This window comes from Nocardia fodinahabitans (assembly GCF_052983615.1).
Window position 1 is genome coordinate 5,409,331 of the sequence record NZ_JBRJJC010000001.1, and the last position, 15,793, is coordinate 5,425,123.

The 15,793-nt window shown below is 70.4% G+C and carries 16 protein-coding genes and 1 pseudogene; 8 read left to right on the plus strand and 9 right to left on the minus strand.

Translation table 11 applies throughout. From position 1 onward, the window contains the following. Positions 1–42: 42 nt before the first annotated feature. Positions 43–447, plus strand: coding sequence for a helix-turn-helix domain-containing protein (locus tag NV348_RS25415; protein ID WP_447149094.1), 405 nt, complete (start codon positions 43–45; stop codon positions 445–447). A 9-nt stretch (positions 448–456) separates the two neighbouring features. Here the strand turns inward: NV348_RS25415 and NV348_RS25420 are convergent, their stop codons facing one another. Next, positions 457–1,047, minus strand: a complete 591-nt coding sequence (locus NV348_RS25420; protein WP_447151137.1) for a TetR/AcrR family transcriptional regulator — start codon at positions 1,045–1,047, stop codon at positions 457–459. 71 nt (positions 1,048–1,118) lie between these two features. Here NV348_RS25420 and NV348_RS25425 point away from each other — a divergent pair, with 71 nt between their 5' ends. From NV348_RS25425 to NV348_RS25435, 3 genes are read left to right on the plus strand one after another with little or no spacing between them, the layout of a single operon-like run. Continuing rightward, positions 1,119–2,072, plus strand: a complete 954-nt coding sequence (locus NV348_RS25425) for a patatin-like phospholipase family protein (protein WP_447149095.1) — start codon at positions 1,119–1,121, stop codon at positions 2,070–2,072. Next, the gene (locus NV348_RS25430; protein WP_447149096.1) at positions 2,069–3,547 is read left to right on the plus strand and encodes a flavin-containing monooxygenase; all 1,479 of its coding nucleotides are present in this window, start codon (positions 2,069–2,071) and stop codon (positions 3,545–3,547) included. Before NV348_RS25425 ends, NV348_RS25430 begins: the two co-directional genes overlap by 4 nt. Further along, positions 3,544–4,380 carry an SDR family oxidoreductase gene (locus tag NV348_RS25435; protein WP_447149097.1) on the plus strand — a complete coding sequence of 279 codons (837 nt, stop codon included), beginning with the start codon at positions 3,544–3,546 and terminating at the stop codon, positions 4,378–4,380. The genes NV348_RS25430 and NV348_RS25435 overlap by 4 nt, the downstream gene beginning before the upstream one ends. Positions 4,381–4,392: 12 nt before the next feature. Here NV348_RS25435 and NV348_RS25440 read toward each other — a convergent pair whose 3' ends face one another. The 4 genes from NV348_RS25440 to NV348_RS25455 all read right to left on the minus strand — a co-directional run bounded on the left by NV348_RS25440 (position 4,393) and on the right by NV348_RS25455 (position 9,542). Next, on the minus strand, positions 4,393–4,983 hold the full coding sequence (locus NV348_RS25440) for a ClpP family protease (RefSeq protein WP_447149098.1): 591 nt from the start codon (positions 4,981–4,983) through the stop codon (positions 4,393–4,395). A 44-nt stretch (positions 4,984–5,027) separates the two neighbouring features. Further along, positions 5,028–5,633 carry a ClpP family protease gene (locus tag NV348_RS25445; protein ID WP_447149099.1) on the minus strand — a complete coding sequence of 202 codons (606 nt, stop codon included), beginning with the start codon at positions 5,631–5,633 and terminating at the stop codon, positions 5,028–5,030. A 217-nt stretch (positions 5,634–5,850) separates the two neighbouring features. Beyond that, the gene (gene pepN / locus NV348_RS25450) at positions 5,851–8,442 is read right to left on the minus strand and encodes an aminopeptidase N (RefSeq protein WP_447149100.1); all 2,592 of its coding nucleotides are present in this window, start codon (positions 8,440–8,442) and stop codon (positions 5,851–5,853) included. A 155-nt stretch (positions 8,443–8,597) separates the two neighbouring features. Further along, positions 8,598–9,542 carry an NADP-dependent oxidoreductase gene (locus tag NV348_RS25455; protein WP_447149101.1) on the minus strand — a complete coding sequence of 315 codons (945 nt, stop codon included), beginning with the start codon at positions 9,540–9,542 and terminating at the stop codon, positions 8,598–8,600. Positions 9,543–9,612: 70 nt separating this feature from the next. Between NV348_RS25455 and NV348_RS25460 the strand changes: the two genes are divergently transcribed. Continuing rightward, the gene (locus NV348_RS25460; RefSeq protein WP_447149102.1) at positions 9,613–10,569 is read left to right on the plus strand and encodes a GlxA family transcriptional regulator; all 957 of its coding nucleotides are present in this window, start codon (positions 9,613–9,615) and stop codon (positions 10,567–10,569) included. Between the two features lie 219 nt (positions 10,570–10,788). Then, positions 10,789–11,646, plus strand: coding sequence for a phosphoribosylaminoimidazolesuccinocarboxamide synthase (locus NV348_RS25465; protein ID WP_447149103.1), 858 nt, complete (start codon positions 10,789–10,791; stop codon positions 11,644–11,646). Here the strand turns inward: NV348_RS25465 and NV348_RS25470 are convergent. Continuing rightward, on the minus strand, positions 11,624–12,001 hold the full coding sequence (locus NV348_RS25470; protein WP_447149104.1) for a winged helix-turn-helix transcriptional regulator: 378 nt from the start codon (positions 11,999–12,001) through the stop codon (positions 11,624–11,626). The two genes, NV348_RS25465 and NV348_RS25470, sit on opposite strands and share 23 nt — an antisense overlap. A 50-nt stretch (positions 12,002–12,051) precedes the next feature. Between NV348_RS25470 and NV348_RS25475 the strand changes: the two genes are divergently transcribed. After that, the gene (locus tag NV348_RS25475) at positions 12,052–12,945 is read left to right on the plus strand and encodes an NAD(P)-dependent oxidoreductase (RefSeq protein ID WP_447149105.1); all 894 of its coding nucleotides are present in this window, start codon (positions 12,052–12,054) and stop codon (positions 12,943–12,945) included. A gap of 86 nt (positions 12,946–13,031) precedes the next feature. Here NV348_RS25475 and NV348_RS25480 read toward each other — a convergent pair whose 3' ends face one another. Continuing rightward, complete coding sequence (locus NV348_RS25480; RefSeq protein WP_447149106.1) at positions 13,032–13,742, minus strand: NAD(P)H oxidoreductase; 711 nt, start codon at positions 13,740–13,742, stop codon at positions 13,032–13,034. A 126-nt stretch (positions 13,743–13,868) separates the two neighbouring features. On the opposite strand from NV348_RS25480, the gene NV348_RS25485 reads away from it, so the two are divergent. Further along, positions 13,869–14,816, plus strand: coding sequence for an AraC family transcriptional regulator (locus NV348_RS25485; RefSeq protein WP_447149107.1), 948 nt, complete (start codon positions 13,869–13,871; stop codon positions 14,814–14,816). Here the strand turns inward: NV348_RS25485 and NV348_RS25490 are convergent, their stop codons facing one another. Both NV348_RS25490 and NV348_RS25495 read right to left on the minus strand, forming a co-directional pair. Continuing rightward, positions 14,817–15,248 (minus strand): nitroreductase family deazaflavin-dependent oxidoreductase, encoded by a 432-nt coding sequence (locus NV348_RS25490; protein WP_447149108.1) that lies wholly within the window; start codon positions 15,246–15,248, stop codon positions 14,817–14,819. A 46-nt stretch (positions 15,249–15,294) separates the two neighbouring features. Further along, positions 15,295–15,769: pseudogene (locus NV348_RS25495) on the minus strand (NUDIX hydrolase). Between the last annotated feature and the right edge of the window lie 24 nt (positions 15,770–15,793).

The window sequence follows — 15,793 nt, forward strand, 5'->3', positions numbered from 1 at the left end:
AAGAACCGGGTGTGTCGGGACCAGCGTCCCTACGCTCGACGTATGGGCGAACACAACGGGTTGCGGGTGATTCCGGGCGGACGCGGTGCAGGGCGGCCGCGTCCCGAACCGTTGTGGCGCGAGGCCCTCGGCGAGCGGCTGCGCACCCTGCGGCTCGAGCAGCGCTCCACCCTCGTCGACACCGCGGGGCGCGCGGGAATCTCGCCGCAGTACCTGTCGGAGGTCGAGCGCGGCCGCAAGGAGCCGTCCAGCGAGATGATCGCGGCGCTCGCCGGTGCGCTCGGCACCTCGCTGAGCGACCTCGTCGCCCAGGTGGCCGAGTCCATGCGTGGCCGGGTGCCGGCCCGGGCCGTCGTCGTCGGCGGCGACCGCAGTATCGCGACGCACGTCCAGCGGGCGCCCGTGCAGAACTCGATCGCCCCGAACGCCGTCCTTATGGTGGCCTGAGCCGGCCGGTTACGCCGTCCGGACGGATTCGAGCAGGCTGCGCAGCAGATCGACCAGCGCGCTGACCGGCATCTCGGGATCGATCGCGCGCTGCACGCCGAGGCCGATGCCGAGCGAGAGCAGCTGTACCGCCGCGTCCTCGGCCGGCAGCGGCAGCTCGAAGCCCAGCTCGTCGGCCTGGACCTGGATCAACGAGCCGAGCACCGCGGTCATCGATCGCCTGCGCGCGGCCAGTTCGGTGCGCACCTCGGGCATGTGCCGGGTGCTGGTGGCGAATTCGACCTCGAGCGCGGTCCAGCCGACGTCACCGATGTTCTCGTCGGCCCAGCGCGCGAAGCGTTCGATCCGCTCCGCCATGGGGTCGTCGGTCATCACCGCGGCGGCCAGGGACTCCGCGCGCTCCACGTGCACCACGTCGATCACGGCCAGGCCCAGTTCGTGCTTGGTGGCGAAGTTCGAGTAGACGGCGCCCTTGGAGAAGCCCGCCTCGGCGGCGACCTTCTCGAGGGAGGTCACGTTGTAGCCGTCGGCGAGGAACAGTCGCTTGGCGGTCTCGACCAGTCGTTCGCGGGTCTGTGCGTGTGATTCCTTACGTGTCATCCGGGCGGCCACGGCAAAAGTGTAGCAAGTCGGGGTACCGCTGGAATTCGAATACCGTTAGTATCCGAGTTATGACTACACGACGTGGCCTCGCCATCGGGTGCGGCGGCATCCTCGGCTTCGCCTGGACCGCGGTCGCTCTCGACGCCGTCGAACAGGCGCTCGGCTGGGATGTCCGCACCGCCGACGTACTGATCGGCACCTCCGCCGGCGCGGAGATCGTCGCCGCGCTCGGCTCGGGCCGAACCCCCGGTGACCTGCTCGCCGCCCTCGACGGCGCGACCGGCGCCGATCCGGTCCTCGCCCACCATGTGGCCGTCGACCCCGGCATGACGCCGCCGGTGCCCGCCCTCGGGCTGCCGGGACTCGGGCTGATCGGCGCCGGGGTGCGCAGCGGGTCGGTGTACACCGCGCTGGCCGGGCTGCTGCCGAAGGGCCGGGGCGACGCCGACTGGCTACGCGCGTTCGGCCGGGCGCTGACCCCGCGCGGCGGCTGGGTCGACCATCCGGCGACGTGGCTGGTCGCCGCCGATCCCCGCACGGGCGAGCGGGTCGCCTTCGGCTCACCGAGCGCGCCGACTGTCGATCTCGGGACGGCCATCGCCGCCTCCTGGGCGATCCCCGGCTGGTTCCCGCCGGTGCCGGTGCGCGGCCGCGCGTTCGTCGACGGCGGTGCGGTGTCGTCGGTGTCGGCCGACCTGCTGGCGCCGCTCGACCTCGACGAGGTAGTGGTCGTCGCGCCGATGACCACCGAGGGCGGCGCGTCCGCCACCGGCCTGAGCCGAGTGGAGCGCCTGCTGCGCAGCCAGATGACGCGCGGCCTCGACCGCGAGGTCGCACTGCTGCGCGCGCGGGGCACCCGGGTGATCCGGGTCGAACCCGGCCCCGCCGAACTCGCCGCCATGGGCGCCAACTTCATGGACTCCGCCCGGCGTCCGGCCACCCTGGCCGCCGCCCGCCGGGCCGTTCCCGCCCGGGTCGCCGACGCGATCAGGGCCGCTGTCGTCGAAGGAGAGATCGTATGAGTCACCACGAAGTGGTCGTGATCGGTGCGGGCATCTCGGGCATCTGCGCCGCGATCAAGCTCGCCGAGGCGGGCGTCGAGGACGTCGTGATCGTCGAGAAGGCCGAGACCTTCGGCGGCACTTGGCGCGCCAACACCTATCCGGGCTGCGCGTGTGACGTGCCGTCGGGCCTGTACTCGTTCTCCTTCGCGCCCAACAGCGAATGGTCGCGGCTGTTCGCGACCCAGCCCGAGATCCTCGCCTACGTCGACCGGGTGGCCCGCGACAACGGCCTGGCCGCCCGCACCCGCTTCGGCGTGGAAGTGCTCGGCGCGAGCTGGGACGACACCGCCCGCCGGTGGCGCCTCGACACCAGCACCGGCGAGCTGACCGCCCGGTTCGTCGTCTCGGCCGCGGGCCCGTGGAACGAGCCGCGCGTCCCCGAGATCCCCGGCCTGGCCGAGTTCCCCGGCGAGGTGTTCCACTCCGCGCGCTGGAACCACGACTACGACCTGCGCGGCAAGCGCGTCGCCGTGGTCGGGACCGGGGCCTCGGCGGTGCAGTTCGTGCCCGCCATCCAGCCCGAGGTCGCCGAGCTGCACCTGTTCCAGCGCACCGCGCAGTGGGTACTGCCGAAGCTGGACCATCCGGTGCCGGCCCTCGAGAAGCGGATGATGCGACGATTGCCGTTCGCGCACAAGGCCTTGCGCTCGATCGAGTACGGGCTGATGGAAGCCCTCGGCGTGGCGTTCCGCCATCCGCGGCCGCTGATGCAGACCGTGCAGAAGGTCGGCTCGGCGTACCTGCGCGCGGTGGTGCGTGATCCGCGGCTGCGCGCCAAGCTCACCCCCGACTATCTGCTCGGCTGCAAGCGAATCCTGTTCTCCAACAGCTACCTCCAGTCGCTGACCCGCGACAACGTCGACGTGCACGCCACCGCCGTCGCCGAATTCCGTGGCAGCACCGTGCTCGGCGCCGACGGCAGCACCGCCGAGGTCGACGCCGTCATCCTCGGCACCGGCTTCCACATCCTCGACACCCCGCTGGCCGACATCGTGCGCGGCACCGACGGACGCACCATGGCCGAGCACTGGCAGGGCTCGCCCGAGGCCTACCTCGGCACCGTCACCACCGGCTTCCCGAACGCGTTCACCGTGCTCGGACCCAGCCTCGGCACCGGCCATTCCTCGGCCTTCGCCATCCTCGAGGCCCAGGTCGACTTCCTGGTGTCGGCGATCGCGAGTGCCCGGCGCCGCGGCTGGGCGATCCTGGATGTGCGTCCCGAGGTCCAGACCGGCTACGTCGACCAGGTGCAGGCCGCGCTGACCGGCACCGTCTACAACGCCGGCGGCTGCCAGAGCTACTACCTGGATGCCAACGGCCGCAACAGTTTCAGCTGGCCCTGGTCCACCGGCGAACTGACCCGCCGGGTCGCCGCCTTCGACCCCGACGACTTCAGCATCACCCACGACGACGACATGGCGGTACCGGCATGAGTTACCCACGGATCGATCTGGACGGCGCGCTGGTCGCGATCACCGGCGCCGCGCGCGGTATCGGCCTGGCCACCGCCGCGGCCTTCGCGGCCAAGGGCGCCTACGTCGCGCTCGGTGACCTCGACGAGGCGCTGGCCGTGCAGGCCGCCGACGGGCTGGGTGACCGGGCCATGGGCCATGTCCTCGACGTCACCGACAAGGCCTCGTACGCGGCGTTTCTCGCGGCCGCCGAGCAGTGGCGCGGTGGACCGCTCGACGTGCTGGTGAACAACGCGGGAGTGATGCCCAACGGCGCCTTCCTCGACCAGTCCGACCGGATCGACCAGCTCACCATGGATGTCAACGTCTACGGCGTCATCCATGGGATGCGGCTGGCCCTGCCCGGGATGGTGGCGCGCGGCTACGGCCACGTCGTGAACGTCGCCTCGCTGGCGGGCAAGTTCCCGATCAAGGGCCTGGCCGTGTACAACGCCAGCAAGTACGCCGTGGTCGGGCTGACCGCGGCGACCCGGCTGGAGATGGACGCCACCGGCGTGAGCGTGAGCGCGGTGCTGCCGTCGGCGGTGCGCACCGAACTCAGCTCCGGCATCGACTACGGCATCCTGCCCGCCGTCGACCCCGAGGACATCGCCGCCGCCGTGGTCCGCAGCGTGAAGTCCAGGGCCGCCGAGACCGCGGTGCCGTCGTATGTCGGGCTGGCGGCCGACGCCGCCGGGCTGGTGCCCGAGCCGGTGATGCGACTGTTGCGCAAGGCCGCGCACGACGACGCCGCGATCACCCGGGTCGACGACACGGTGCGCCGGGCGTACCTGGATCGCATCGACAAGCAGTGAGCCACCGGACGCTCACTCCCGCTCGTGCAGCACCCGGTCGACCAGGCCGTACTCGAGTGCGGTGTCGGCGGTGAACACCCGGTCCCGATCGGTGTCGCGGCGCAGGGTCTCCGGGGTCTGACCGGTGTGCTTGGACAGGATCGCCTCGATCGCCGCCCGCATCCGCACGATCTCGTCGGCCTGCAGGATCAGATCCGGGATGGTGCCCTGGCCGCGAGTCGCGGGCTGGTGCAACACGATCCGGGTGTGCGGCAGCATCGCCCGATGCCCCGCCGCGCCCCCCGCCAGCAGGACGGCGCCGACCGCGATGGCCTGGCCGACGCAGGTGGTGTGCACCGGTGCCTTGATGAAACTCATGGTGTCGTAGACGGCGAGCATCGCGGACAGATCGCCGCCCTCGCAGTTGATGTACAGGCTGATCGGCTGACCGGGGCTGTCCGATTCCAGGTGCAGCAGCTGGGCGATCAGCGCGTTGGCGACACCGGAATCGATGGGCGTGCCCAGATAGACGATCCGCTCGCTGAGCAGGTGCGAGTAGATGTCGGTGATGCGCTCACCGCCGCGATGCTGGGACACGACATTGGGAATGGTGTAACTGGTCATGGGGTTGTGCCTCTCCGCGAATTTCGGCCGGGCTCGTGCTGGGGTCAGGCAGTGATGCCGATGCGATGGCGGTTGGGGACCACCTGGTCGAAGGATTCGACGATGTGGTCGATGAAGCCGTAGTCGAGGGCCTGGGTGGCGGTGAACCAGCGGTCGTGCAGGGAGTCCTCGTACACGCGGTCGAACGGCTGGCCGGTGTCGGCGGCGATCAGGCCGAGCACGGTGTCGACGGTGTAGCGCAGATCGTCGGCCTGCACTTCGACCTCGACGGCGCTGCCGCCGATTCCGGCCGAGCCCTGGTGCATCAGGATGCGCGCGTGCGGCAGCGCGAACCGGCGGCCGGGCGTGCCGGAGGACAGCAGGAATTGCCCAGCGCTGCACGCCAATCCGAGGGCGAGCGTGGAGACCTCGCACGGGATCAGCCGCATCACGTCGCGGATGGCCAGCATCGAGGGCACCGAGCCGCCGGGGGAGTGGATCCACAGTGAGATCGGCGCTTCCGGGCCCTGCGCGGCCAGGGTGAGCAGCTGGGTGATGAGCAGGGTGCCGTTGTCGTCGTCGAGCGGGCCGTCGAGCACGAGGATGCGGCGGCCGAACAGTTGTTCGCGGACCCGCCAGCTGAACATCGGAGTCTTGTCGTCGTGTGCCATGCGCCCACGGTGCCCCGCGCGCACCGTGTTTCGCCGCTCTTGCTGCCCCCAGCAGATCCGCTCACAGCAGCGGGGACGGGCGTGACGCGCCGACCCCCCGACATGGCGGTCGTCCCCCGCTCGGGGACTACCCACCGGTCCGGCGAAATACGTCGGGTCACCTCGAAACACGGATGGCCCCGATCCGGGCGGGATCGGGGCCATCCGTGGGTGTCAGCTACTTGGCGTCGAATTCCCGTGCGCGCAGCGAACGTTCGATCCCGGCGCGGCCCTCGGAGACCAGGCGGTACAGGGCAGGCGGGTGATCGCCCGCCAGGAACTCGTCGGCCTTGGCGACCGCGTCCTCACTGATCGCCCAGTGCGGGTACAGGCCGATGACGACGGTCTGGGCGACCTCGCTCGACCGGCGCTCCCACACCGCCGGGATCTCGGCGAAATACTTGTCCACGTACGGCGCGAGCAACTCGCCCTGACCGGCGGGCGCGAAGCCACCGACGATGGCGCGGGCGGTGATGTTGGGCACCGAATCGTCGCCCATCACCGTGCTCCAGGCCTGGGCCTTCACCTCGGCGATCGGCCGCGCGGTGGCCGCCGCTGCGGCCTGGCGCTTGCCCGCCGCGGTCGGGTCGCCTGCCAGCTCGGCGTCGATGGTCGGCGCGTCGACACCGTCGGCGTCGATCTGCCCGGCCGCCGCCAGCGCGGTGACGATGCGCCAGCGCAGATCGGTGTCGACGGTCAGCCCGGCCAGGCCCGCCACGGCCGGATCGCCGTCGAGCAGCTGGGCCAGCACGCCGGTGTGCCGCGGTGCGAGCTTGGCCGCGGTCAGCGCGTTGACGAAGGCCAGCTGGTGATCCGAGCCAGCCTCGGCGGCGCCGGCCAGCTCGAGCAGCCGGTCGGCGAAGCCCGGCCAGCCCTGCTGCTCGGCCCATTCCGGTTCGGCGTAGCTGGAGATGGCGGTGGCGGCCTGCATGAGCAGGCGCTGCACCACGCCGATCTCGGACTCCGCGCCGATCCCGCGCTGCACCAGCGCGACGAAATCGCGGGCCTTCATCTCGGCCTGGCGGGTCATCTCCCAGGCCGCCGACCAGGCCAGCGTGCGCGGCAGCGAGTCGGCGATGTCACCGATGCGCTGCACCACCACATCGAGCGAGTCGGGGTCCAGGCGCAGCGAGCAGTAGGTGAGGTCGTCGTCGTTGACCAGCACCAGCTGACCGCGCGGCACCCCGGCCAGCTCGGGCACCTCGGTGCGGCCGGTGGCGTCGAGGTCGAGCTCGACGCGGTGGGTGCGCACCAGCTTGCCGTCGACATCGTCGTAGACGCCGATCGCGATCCGGTGCACCCGGTGCTCACCGGCGCCGGGCGCGGCACCCTCCTGCACCACGGCGAAACTCGCGAAGGTGCCGTCGGCGGCGACGAGGAAGTCCGGGCGCAGGATGTTCAAGCCGGTGGTCTTGAGCCACTGCGCGCCCCAATCCGACAGGTCCCGGCCCGAGGCCTTCTCCAGCGCCGCGAGCAGATCGTCGAACGTGGCGTTGCCGTAGGCGTGCTCGGCGAAGTAGTCACGCAGACCGGCGAGGAAGGGCTGCAACCCGACGTAGGCGACGAGCTGCTTGAGCACGCTGGCGCCCTTGGCGTAGGTGATGCCGTCGAAGTTGACCTCCACCGCGTGCAGATCGGGGATGTCGGCGGCGATCGGGTGGGTCGAGGGCAGCTGGTCCTGCCGGTAGGCCCAGGACTTCTCCACATTCGCGAAAGTGGTCCAGGCACTGGTGTATTCGGTGGCCTCGGCTTGGCACAGCACCGAGGCGAAGGTCGCGAACGACTCGTTGAGCCACAGGTCGTCCCACCACTTCATGGTGACCAGATCGCCGAACCACATGTGCGCCATCTCGTGCAGCACGGTCTCGGCGCGGCGCTCGTAGGACGCCCGCGTCACCTTGGACCGGAAGACGTAGTCCTCGAGGAAGGTGACCGCGCCCGCGTTCTCCATCGCGCCCGCGTTGAACTCCGGCACGAACAGCTGGTCGTACTTGCCGAAGGCGTACGGCACGCCGAAGTTGTCGTGGTAGAAGGCGAAACCCTGCTTGGTCTCGGTGAACAGGCGCTCGGCGTCCATGTGCTCGGCCAGCGAGGCGCGGCAGAACAGGCCGAGCGGGATCTCGCCGTGGCCGTCGGTGAACGAGTCGGTCCACGTCGCGTACGGGCCGGCGATCATGGCGACCAGGTAGGTGCTCATCTTCGGCGTGGTCGCGAAGGTGTGGCGCACGACCGCGCCGACCTTGTGCTCCTCGGCGGTCGCGCCGTTGGAGACCACTCGCCAGTCATCGGGCGCGGTGGCGACGATGTCGAAGGTGGCCTTGAGGTCGGGCTGGTCGAAGCAGGCGAACATCCGCTTGGCGTCGGCGGTCTCGAATTGCGAGTACAGGTAGACGTTGTCGTCGGCCGGGTCGACGAAGCGGTGCAGGCCCTCGCCGGTGTGTGAGTACTCGCAGTCGGCCTCGACGACGAGCTCGTTGGTCGCGGCCAGCTCGGGCAGCGTGATCCCGGTCGACTCGTCGTAGCCGCTCACGTCCAGCGGGGTGCCGTTGAGCACGGCCGAGCGCACCCGCGCGGCCACCAGGTCGATGAAGGTGCTCGCGCCGGGGGTGGCGGTGAAGGTGACGGTGGTCGTCGAACCGAAGGTGTCCGACACTGCCGAACCCGCGCCTCGCGGCTGGTCGGTGAGGTCGAGTTCGATCCGGTAGTTCTGCACGGCCACCGTCGCGGCGCGTTCGACCGCCTGGTCGCGGGTGAGATTCGGGGCGGACATAGATCTCCTTCGTCGTCGACGAACACGGCACGGTCGAGCGTTCCGGTTCGCACCGGTGCGCACATCAGCGTCCACAATGCCACTTGCCGTGCAGCGCCGCTCACGAGTTTCCGCCGATCCGCCGCCACCCGCGCGCACCGGCGGCGCAGGCCCGGTCAGCGCACCGTGACCACGAGTTTCCCGAGCGTGCGATCCGTCTCACCGAGCGCGTGCGCCTTCGCCGCCTCGGCCAGCGGGAACACCCCGGCGATCGTCGGCCGCACCGTACCGGCGGCGAGCAGGTCGGCGACCGCGTTCATGCCCGCGTGATCGGCCTCGACGAGCAGTGCGGCGAACCGGACGCCCCGCTCGGCGGCCGCCGAGCGCAGGTCGCCCTGGCCCGGCCGGAGGGTGACGAGCAGGCCGCCGGGCCGCAGCATGGGCAGCGACCGGCGGGAGTTCTCCTCGCCGAGGGTGTCGAGCACCACGTCGATGTCGCGCACGACCTCCGCGACATCGACCTCCCGATAGTCGATCAGCTCGTCGGCCCCGAGTGCGCGCAGGTGCTCGTGCTTGGCCGAGCTCGCCGTCCCGATCACATACGCGCCCCGCGACTTCGCGATCTGCACCGCGAGATGCCCCACTCCGCCCGCGGCCGCGTGGATCAGCACCCGCTGGCCCGCCTGGATGTTCGCGGTGTCGACCAGCGCCTGGTACGCGGTGAGCGCGGCGAGCGGGGTCGCCCCGGCCACGATGTGATCGACCGCGGCGGGCTTGCGGGCGAAGGCGCGCGCGGGCCCGACGACGTACTCGGCCAGCGAACCGTGCCCGTGCGGGTAGGGCAGCATGCCGAACACCTCGTCGCCGGGCTCGAACAGGGTGACACCGAAACCGACGGCCTCGACCACACCGGAGACGTCCCAGCCGAGGACGAAAGGCGGTGCGGGCAGGAACAATCCGGGGATCGCGCGATGCTTCCAGTCGGTCGGGTTGAGCCCGGCCGCGTGCACCCGGACGAGCAGCTGGCTCGGGCCGGGGGTGGGGCGGGGGAGTTCGATCTCGCGCAGGACCTCGGGTCCGCCGAGGGTGTCCTGACTGATGGCGCGCATGGTGTCGGTCATGGGGTCAACGGTGCCGGGTGCGGGCCGAGGAGAAAATGGCAAGATAGTCATCCTCCGATAGAATCTTGCCATGCATCGCGTGGTGGTCCTGGCGCTCGACGGCGTCTACCCGTTCGAACTCGGTACGCCCCAGCGGATCTTCGGCACCCTCGACGACCGCTACGAGGTACTCACCTGCTCCGCCGACGGGTTGCCGGTGCGGACCTGCGCCGACTTCCGGATCGCCGTCGAACACGGGCCCGAACTGCTGGCGACCGCCGACACGGTGGTGATTCCCGCCGCCGATATCACCGAGGCGCTCGCCGGGCTCGGCACGGTGACTCTGGGCGCGCTGGCGGGGATCCGGCCCGGCGCCCGGATCGTGTCGATCTGCACCGGAGCGTTCGTCCTGGCCGCGGCGGGTCTGCTGGACGGGCGGCCGGCGACCACACACTGGCGCATGGCCGACTCGTTCCGCAGGCACTTCCCACGGGTGCGACTCGACCCGGACGTCCTGTTCGTCGACGACGGCGACGTCCTGACCTCGGCGGGCGCGGCCTCCGGCGTCGACCTGTGCCTGCACATCGTGCGCGCCGACCACGGCAGCGCGGTGGCCAACCACGCGGCGCGCCGCTGCGTGGTGCCGCCGTGGCGCGAGGGCGGCCAGGCGCAGTACATCGACCAGCCCGTCCCCGACCCCGCGATGGCGAGCACCGCCGCGACCAGGCACTGGGTGCTCGAACACCTCGAGCTTCCGCTGACCATGGCGGAACTGGCCGGGCACGCGCGAATGAGCCGGCGCACCTTCGCGCGCCGCTTCGTCGACGAAGTGGGGATCAGTCCGGGACGCTGGCTTATCCAGCAACGCGTGGCCAGGGCCAGGCACCTGCTCGAGGCCAGCGATCTGTCGGTCGAGCAGATCGCAAGCCGCGTCGGCTTCGCGACGGGCACCTCGCTACGCCAGCACTTCCAGGTCGCCGTCGGCGTCGCCCCGCTGGCGTACCGCCGCACGTTCCGCGTCGCCGATGGCGAGCGCGCGACTGCCTGACCGGCAACCCCGACGGACTGCGGCCGGAACGGATGCGCACCGGCGACCGCTCTCGCGGCGCAGCTGCGGCCAGGCTGGGCACCCGCCCGCGACCGCCACCGCGGCGGACCCGTGGCCTGGGCGAGAGCCCGCCGCACCGGAATGTGACCGCCCTCGCGTCGTGGTGACCAGGTCGGATTCGGTACCAGGGGTGGCCGGTACAGTCCTTGCATACCGAGGATGTATGCCCACCCAGGATTCGGAGGCTCGACGTTGAAGCATGTGCACGCGGGGAAAGTTCGTGACCTCTACGAGGACGGCGACACCCTGCTGCTCGTCGCCTCGGACCGCGTCTCGGTCTACGACGTCGTACTGCCGACCCCGATCCCGGAGAAGGGCGCGCTGCTGACGCAGCTGTCGAACTGGTGGTTCGAGTACTTCACCGGCATCCCCAACCACGTGGTCTCGGCCACCGACGTGCCCGCCGAGTTCGCCGGGCGCGGCATCCGGGTCAAGCCGCTGAAGATGGTGCAGGTCGAATGCATCGCGCGCGGCTACCTGACCGGGTCGGGACTCAAGGAGTACCAGCAGTCGGGAACCGTTTCGGGCATCGCGCTGCCGCCGGGGCTGCGCGACGGCGACAAGCTGCCCGAGCCGATCTTCACTCCGTCGACCAAGGCGGCCGAGGGCCACGACGAGGCGATCAGCTTCGCCGATGTGGTGAACCAGGAGGGCCGCGAGGTCGCCGAGCAGCTGCGCGATCTCACCCTCGAGATCTACTCGCGCGGTGCCGAGCACGCGGCGAAGGCCGGCGTGATCGTCGCCGACACCAAGGTCGAATTCGGCTGGGACGGTGACGTTCTCACCCTCGGCGACGAGGTGCTCACCTCCGACTCCTCCCGCTTCTGGCCGGCCGACGAGTGGGAGCCGGGCCGCGCCCAGCGCTCCTTCGACAAGCAGTTCGTGCGCGACTGGTCGACCTCCACCGGCTGGAACAAGGAGTACCCCGGCCCGGAGATCCCCGCCGATGTGGTCGAGGCGACCCGGCGCAAGTACGAAGAGGCTTACGAGCGCATCACCGGCCGGACCTGGAACTAGCCCGCCTCGGTGCGGCAATGCCTTTGACCTCGCAGATGTGGTCCATATGAGTGGTGCCCCATCGGCCGAGCGTTTCCAGCGCCGCGTTCAGGGAGACCCCCAGGTCGGTGAGTGAGTACTCGACCTTCGGGGGCACCTGCGCGTAGACCTCGCGATGGACGATGCCGTCGTGCTCGAGTTCGCGCAGCTGCTGGATCAGCATCTTCTCGGTGACGCCCGGCACCAGTCGCTTCAGATCGCCGAAGCGCTGGGTGCCGGTGGACAGCGCCCACAGGATCAGCGCCTTCCACTTGCCGCCGACGACATCGAGCGCGGCATCGATACCGCACGAGTACGGACGCTCTCGCTGTTTCATGTTCGCCTTACTTACTTTTTGGTGAGTATTGGACTTGATAGTCGGTACTTGTGCAGTGTAGCGCTACCGGCGAATCTAGGAGGGCGTTGCCGACCGGCGACGAGGGCTTCGAACCAAGGGGAACAATGACCAACTCGGCGACGGCACAACGGGTTTCGGTGGTCGGTCTCGGCGCGATGGGCACCGCGCTGGCGCGGGCACTGCTGGCGGGCGGTCACCAGGTGACGGTGTGGAATCGCACCGCGGCACGGGCGCAGCCGCTCGTGGCCGAGGGCGCGGTGCTCGCGGTGACCTCCGCCGAAGCGCTGGCGGCGGCCGATCTGGTGATCCTGTGCGTGCTCGACGACGCGGCGGTGCGCGAGCACCTCGAGCCCGCCGCGGACCGGCTGCGCGGCCGGACCGTGGTGAACCTGACCACCACCTCGCCGGAACAGGCGCGCTCGCTGGGCGTGTGGGCCCAGGACAAGGGCGTCGACCTGATCGACGGCGGCATCATGGCCGTGCCGTCGATGATCGGCGGGCCCGCGGCATTCGTGCTCTACAGCGGCGGCACCGCGGCGTTCGAGCGTTTCCGGCCGGTGCTGGAACTGTTCGGTCGCGCCGAGTTCGTCGGCGCGGATTTCGGTGCCGCGGCGATGTACGACCTGGCCATCCTCGGCGGCATGTACTCGATGTTCGCCGGCTTCCAGCAGGGGGGCAAGATGGTGCGCACCGCCGGGGGCTCCGCAGCGCACCTGGCCACCCTGATGGCCCCCTTCCTCCAGGCGATGACGACGATGTTCGCGCAGTATGCGCCCGGAATCGACGACCCGGACAGCTATGTGCCGGAGCAGAGCGCCGACTTCACCGCGAGCGCGCTGGGCACCATCGACAAGGCGGCCGCCGACTCCGGCAACCCCAGCGAGCTCTTCGGGGTCCTGCTGCGGACCATGCCCGGCATCTGACCGGACCGGCCACACACGGTGGCCGGTCCGGGTTGCCTGGCTCTCCCGCGCGATGGCGTCAACGGCCACCGCGCGGGTGCCCGCGCTCAGGCATCGACCAGTTCGGCGGCCAGGAACTCGTCGACGAAGCCCACGGCCGTGGCATCGAACGCCGCGTAGTGTGCGGTGCGCGCGTCGCCGCTGATCGCCTCGCCGATCAGCAGATTGCCCTCGGCGTCGAGCGACTGCGGCTGCTCCTCGGCGTCGGGCAGCAGGCGCACCCGCGAGTCGGCGAAGCCGCTGTAGTAGGCCAGGCCTTCGCTGAGCAGGCCCTCGAGCACCGACTGCATGCCCGGGATGATCGCGTCGTCGGCGGTGGCGCCGGCCAGGCCGATCCACAGGATGCGCTTGCCCGCCAGCCGGGGCTTGCTGCGGCCGTAGGCGAAACCGTAGTTCCAGACGCGATCGATCCAGCCCTTGAGGATCGCGGGCGGGCTCTGCCAGTAGACCGGGAACACCACCACGACCACGTCGGCGGCGAGCAGCCGCCGCATGTGGGCCTCGGCCTCGGCGGAGTACTCCTTGTCCCGATGGCCCCAATCGGGCTGGTCGGCGACGGTCATCCGCGGGTCGAAACCCTCGGCGTGCAGGTCGAGCAGGTCGACCTCGTAGCCACCGGCGACGAGCCGGGCGACGGACAGGTCGGCGATGTGCGCGGTCAGTGAGTCGCGGCGATGGTGCGAGAGCACGACAAGCGCACGGCGAGTGCCGGATTCGGTCGACTGCGGCTCGGTGGCGATGGCGGGGGACTGCGACACGGTGGGCTCCCTGTTCGATCGTGGCGGTGGGGCGATGCGCCCCGTGCCTTCGAGTCAACCGCGATTTGCCTGGACGATCTATGGGTGATCATCTCGGGTTGATAGGAGTTCGTCTACGCTGGTGGCATGGATCCGTTGAGTTCACTGCTGAGTGGCATCCGTGCCGACGGCTCGGTCCTCGCCCACGCCGTCCTGCGCGCGCCCTGGACGATCCACTTCGCCGATCGGGCGCCGCTGGTCATGGTCTGTGTCCTGCGCGGCGGCGGCACCCTGGTGCTCGCCGACGGTTCGCGCACCCGGCTCGGCCCGGGGGATACCGCGGTGGTCCAGGCCGGAGAACCGTTCCGGCTCACCGACATCGACACCGTCGCCGATCGGCCGCCGGTGGAGTACGAACTGTCGTGTTTCGTCCCGAACGGCTTCGGTCCGGCCGACCTGAGCTGTGCTACACCGGAATTGATCGAGGAGATCTCCGAAACCGGTGCCCCGGAAGAGACCTCGATGATCGTCGGGGCCTATCGCGCCTCGGGCAGGCGACACGAACGGCTGCTGCGCGCCCTGCCGCCGGTGATGGTGGTCGCCGCCGACAGTGATGTGTGCACCTGGCTCGAGGAATCCGCCGCCGAAGCGGTCCGGCACAGTGCGGGCTCGCAGGCCATGATGGACCGCCTGCTGGACTGGGCGCTGGTCTGCAACCTGCGCACCTGGCTCGCCGAGCAGCAGCACTGCGCGCCCGCCTGGTATCGCGGGATGGCCGACCCGGTGGTCGGCCCGGCGCTGGAAGCCATCCACGCGAAACCGTTCCAGCGCTGGACGGTCGCGAGCCTGGCCGCCGAGGCCGCGGTGTCCCGGGCGTTGTTCGCGAAGCGGTTCACCGAGGTGATCGGTGAACCGCCGCTGACGTATCTGACCGAATGGCGGATGGCCGAGGCCGAGGAACTGCTCGCCGATCCCGCGCGCAGCGTCGCCCAGGTCGCGACCAGCGTCGGCTACTCCGACGCCTTCGGTTTCAGTGCCGCGTTCAAGCGCTCGCGCGGCAGCAGCCCGACGGAGTTCCGGGCCGCGCTGGTCTGATCAGGCGCGCGGCGTCAGCAGGACCAGCGGGATCTCCCGGTCGGTCTTGGTCTGGTAGTCGCCGTAGCCCCGGTAGCCCGCGACGACCCGGGGCCACAGCTTCGCCCGTTCCTCGGGCGTGGCGATGTGGGCCGTCATCGGACGGGCCGGACCGGTCTGCAGCGACACCTCGACGTCCGGGTTGTCGCGCAGGTTGAGGTACCAGGCCGGGTGGGTCGGATCGCCGCCGCGGGAGGCGACGACGACGATGGTGTCGCCGTCGACGATCGGCGCGGTCAGCATCACCTTGCGCGGCGTGCCGGATTTGCGGCCGATCGTGGTCAGTTCGAGGGACGGCATCCCGAAGATGCGGTTGCCGATCCGGCCGCCGGTGAGCGTGAGCAGGGCACGGTGACCGGCGTTCATGATCTTCAGCTGCAAGTCGCTGGGCATGACCGCGAATCTACTCGGCTTCCGTGAAGGTCTGGGGTGCCCGAGATCAGCCGAGCAGCTCGGTCAGGCGGGTGAGGAAGGGGCGCTGGCCTTTTCCGAGTTTGTCCAGCGCGGTGGCCGGATCGAACCAGGCCGCGCGGTCGATCTCGGGGAACTCGCTCCTGCGGCCGGAGCGGGGCGGCCACTCCATCTCGAATGTTCCCGGGACCACCTCGGCCGGATCGAGATCGCCCTCGACGGCCCACACGGTGACGGTCTTGCGCCGGTTCCCGCTGCCGTACCGCACATCCCCGAGTGCGGTCCACTCGCCCTCGGGCACCGGCAGGCCGAGCTCCTCGGTGAATTCCCTGGCCGCGGCCGCGCGCCGATTCCTCCTCGGGCTCGTACTCGCCCTTGGGAATCGACCAGGCCGAAGCGTCCTTCTTCGCCCACAGCGGGCCGCCCATATGCCCGAGCAGAACCTCGATCCCGGCCTCGCCGCGGCGATAGACCAGGACACCCGCGCTGAATACCTCCGTCACGAGGGAGAGTCTGCCAGGAGCGGG

Coding starts and splice junctions, on each gene's coding strand:
- NV348_RS25465 (WP_447149103.1), top strand. CDS start 10,789: ATGTATGCCCACCCAGGATTCGGAGGCTCGACGTTGAAGCATGTGCAC.
- NV348_RS25435 (WP_447149097.1), top strand. CDS start 3,544: ATGAGTTACCCACGGATCGATCTGGACGGCGCGCTGGTCGCGATCACC.
- pepN (WP_447149100.1), bottom strand. CDS start 8,442: ATGTCCGCCCCGAATCTCACCCGCGACCAGGCGGTCGAACGCGCCGCG.
- NV348_RS25445 (WP_447149099.1), bottom strand. CDS start 5,633: ATGGCACACGACGACAAGACTCCGATGTTCAGCTGGCGGGTCCGCGAA.
- NV348_RS25460 (WP_447149102.1), top strand. CDS start 9,613: ATGCATCGCGTGGTGGTCCTGGCGCTCGACGGCGTCTACCCGTTCGAA.
- NV348_RS25420 (WP_447151137.1), bottom strand. CDS start 1,047: ATGACACGTAAGGAATCACACGCACAGACCCGCGAACGACTGGTCGAG.
- NV348_RS25425 (WP_447149095.1), top strand. CDS start 1,119: ATGACTACACGACGTGGCCTCGCCATCGGGTGCGGCGGCATCCTCGGC.
- NV348_RS25430 (WP_447149096.1), top strand. CDS start 2,069: ATGAGTCACCACGAAGTGGTCGTGATCGGTGCGGGCATCTCGGGCATC.
- NV348_RS25470 (WP_447149104.1), bottom strand. CDS start 12,001: ATGAAACAGCGAGAGCGTCCGTACTCGTGCGGTATCGATGCCGCGCTC.
- NV348_RS25415 (WP_447149094.1), top strand. CDS start 43: ATGGGCGAACACAACGGGTTGCGGGTGATTCCGGGCGGACGCGGTGCA.
- NV348_RS25455 (WP_447149101.1), bottom strand. CDS start 9,542: ATGACCGACACCATGCGCGCCATCAGTCAGGACACCCTCGGCGGACCC.
- NV348_RS25490 (WP_447149108.1), bottom strand. CDS start 15,248: ATGCCCAGCGACTTGCAGCTGAAGATCATGAACGCCGGTCACCGTGCC.
- NV348_RS25485 (WP_447149107.1), top strand. CDS start 13,869: ATGGATCCGTTGAGTTCACTGCTGAGTGGCATCCGTGCCGACGGCTCG.
- NV348_RS25440 (WP_447149098.1), bottom strand. CDS start 4,983: ATGACCAGTTACACCATTCCCAATGTCGTGTCCCAGCATCGCGGCGGT.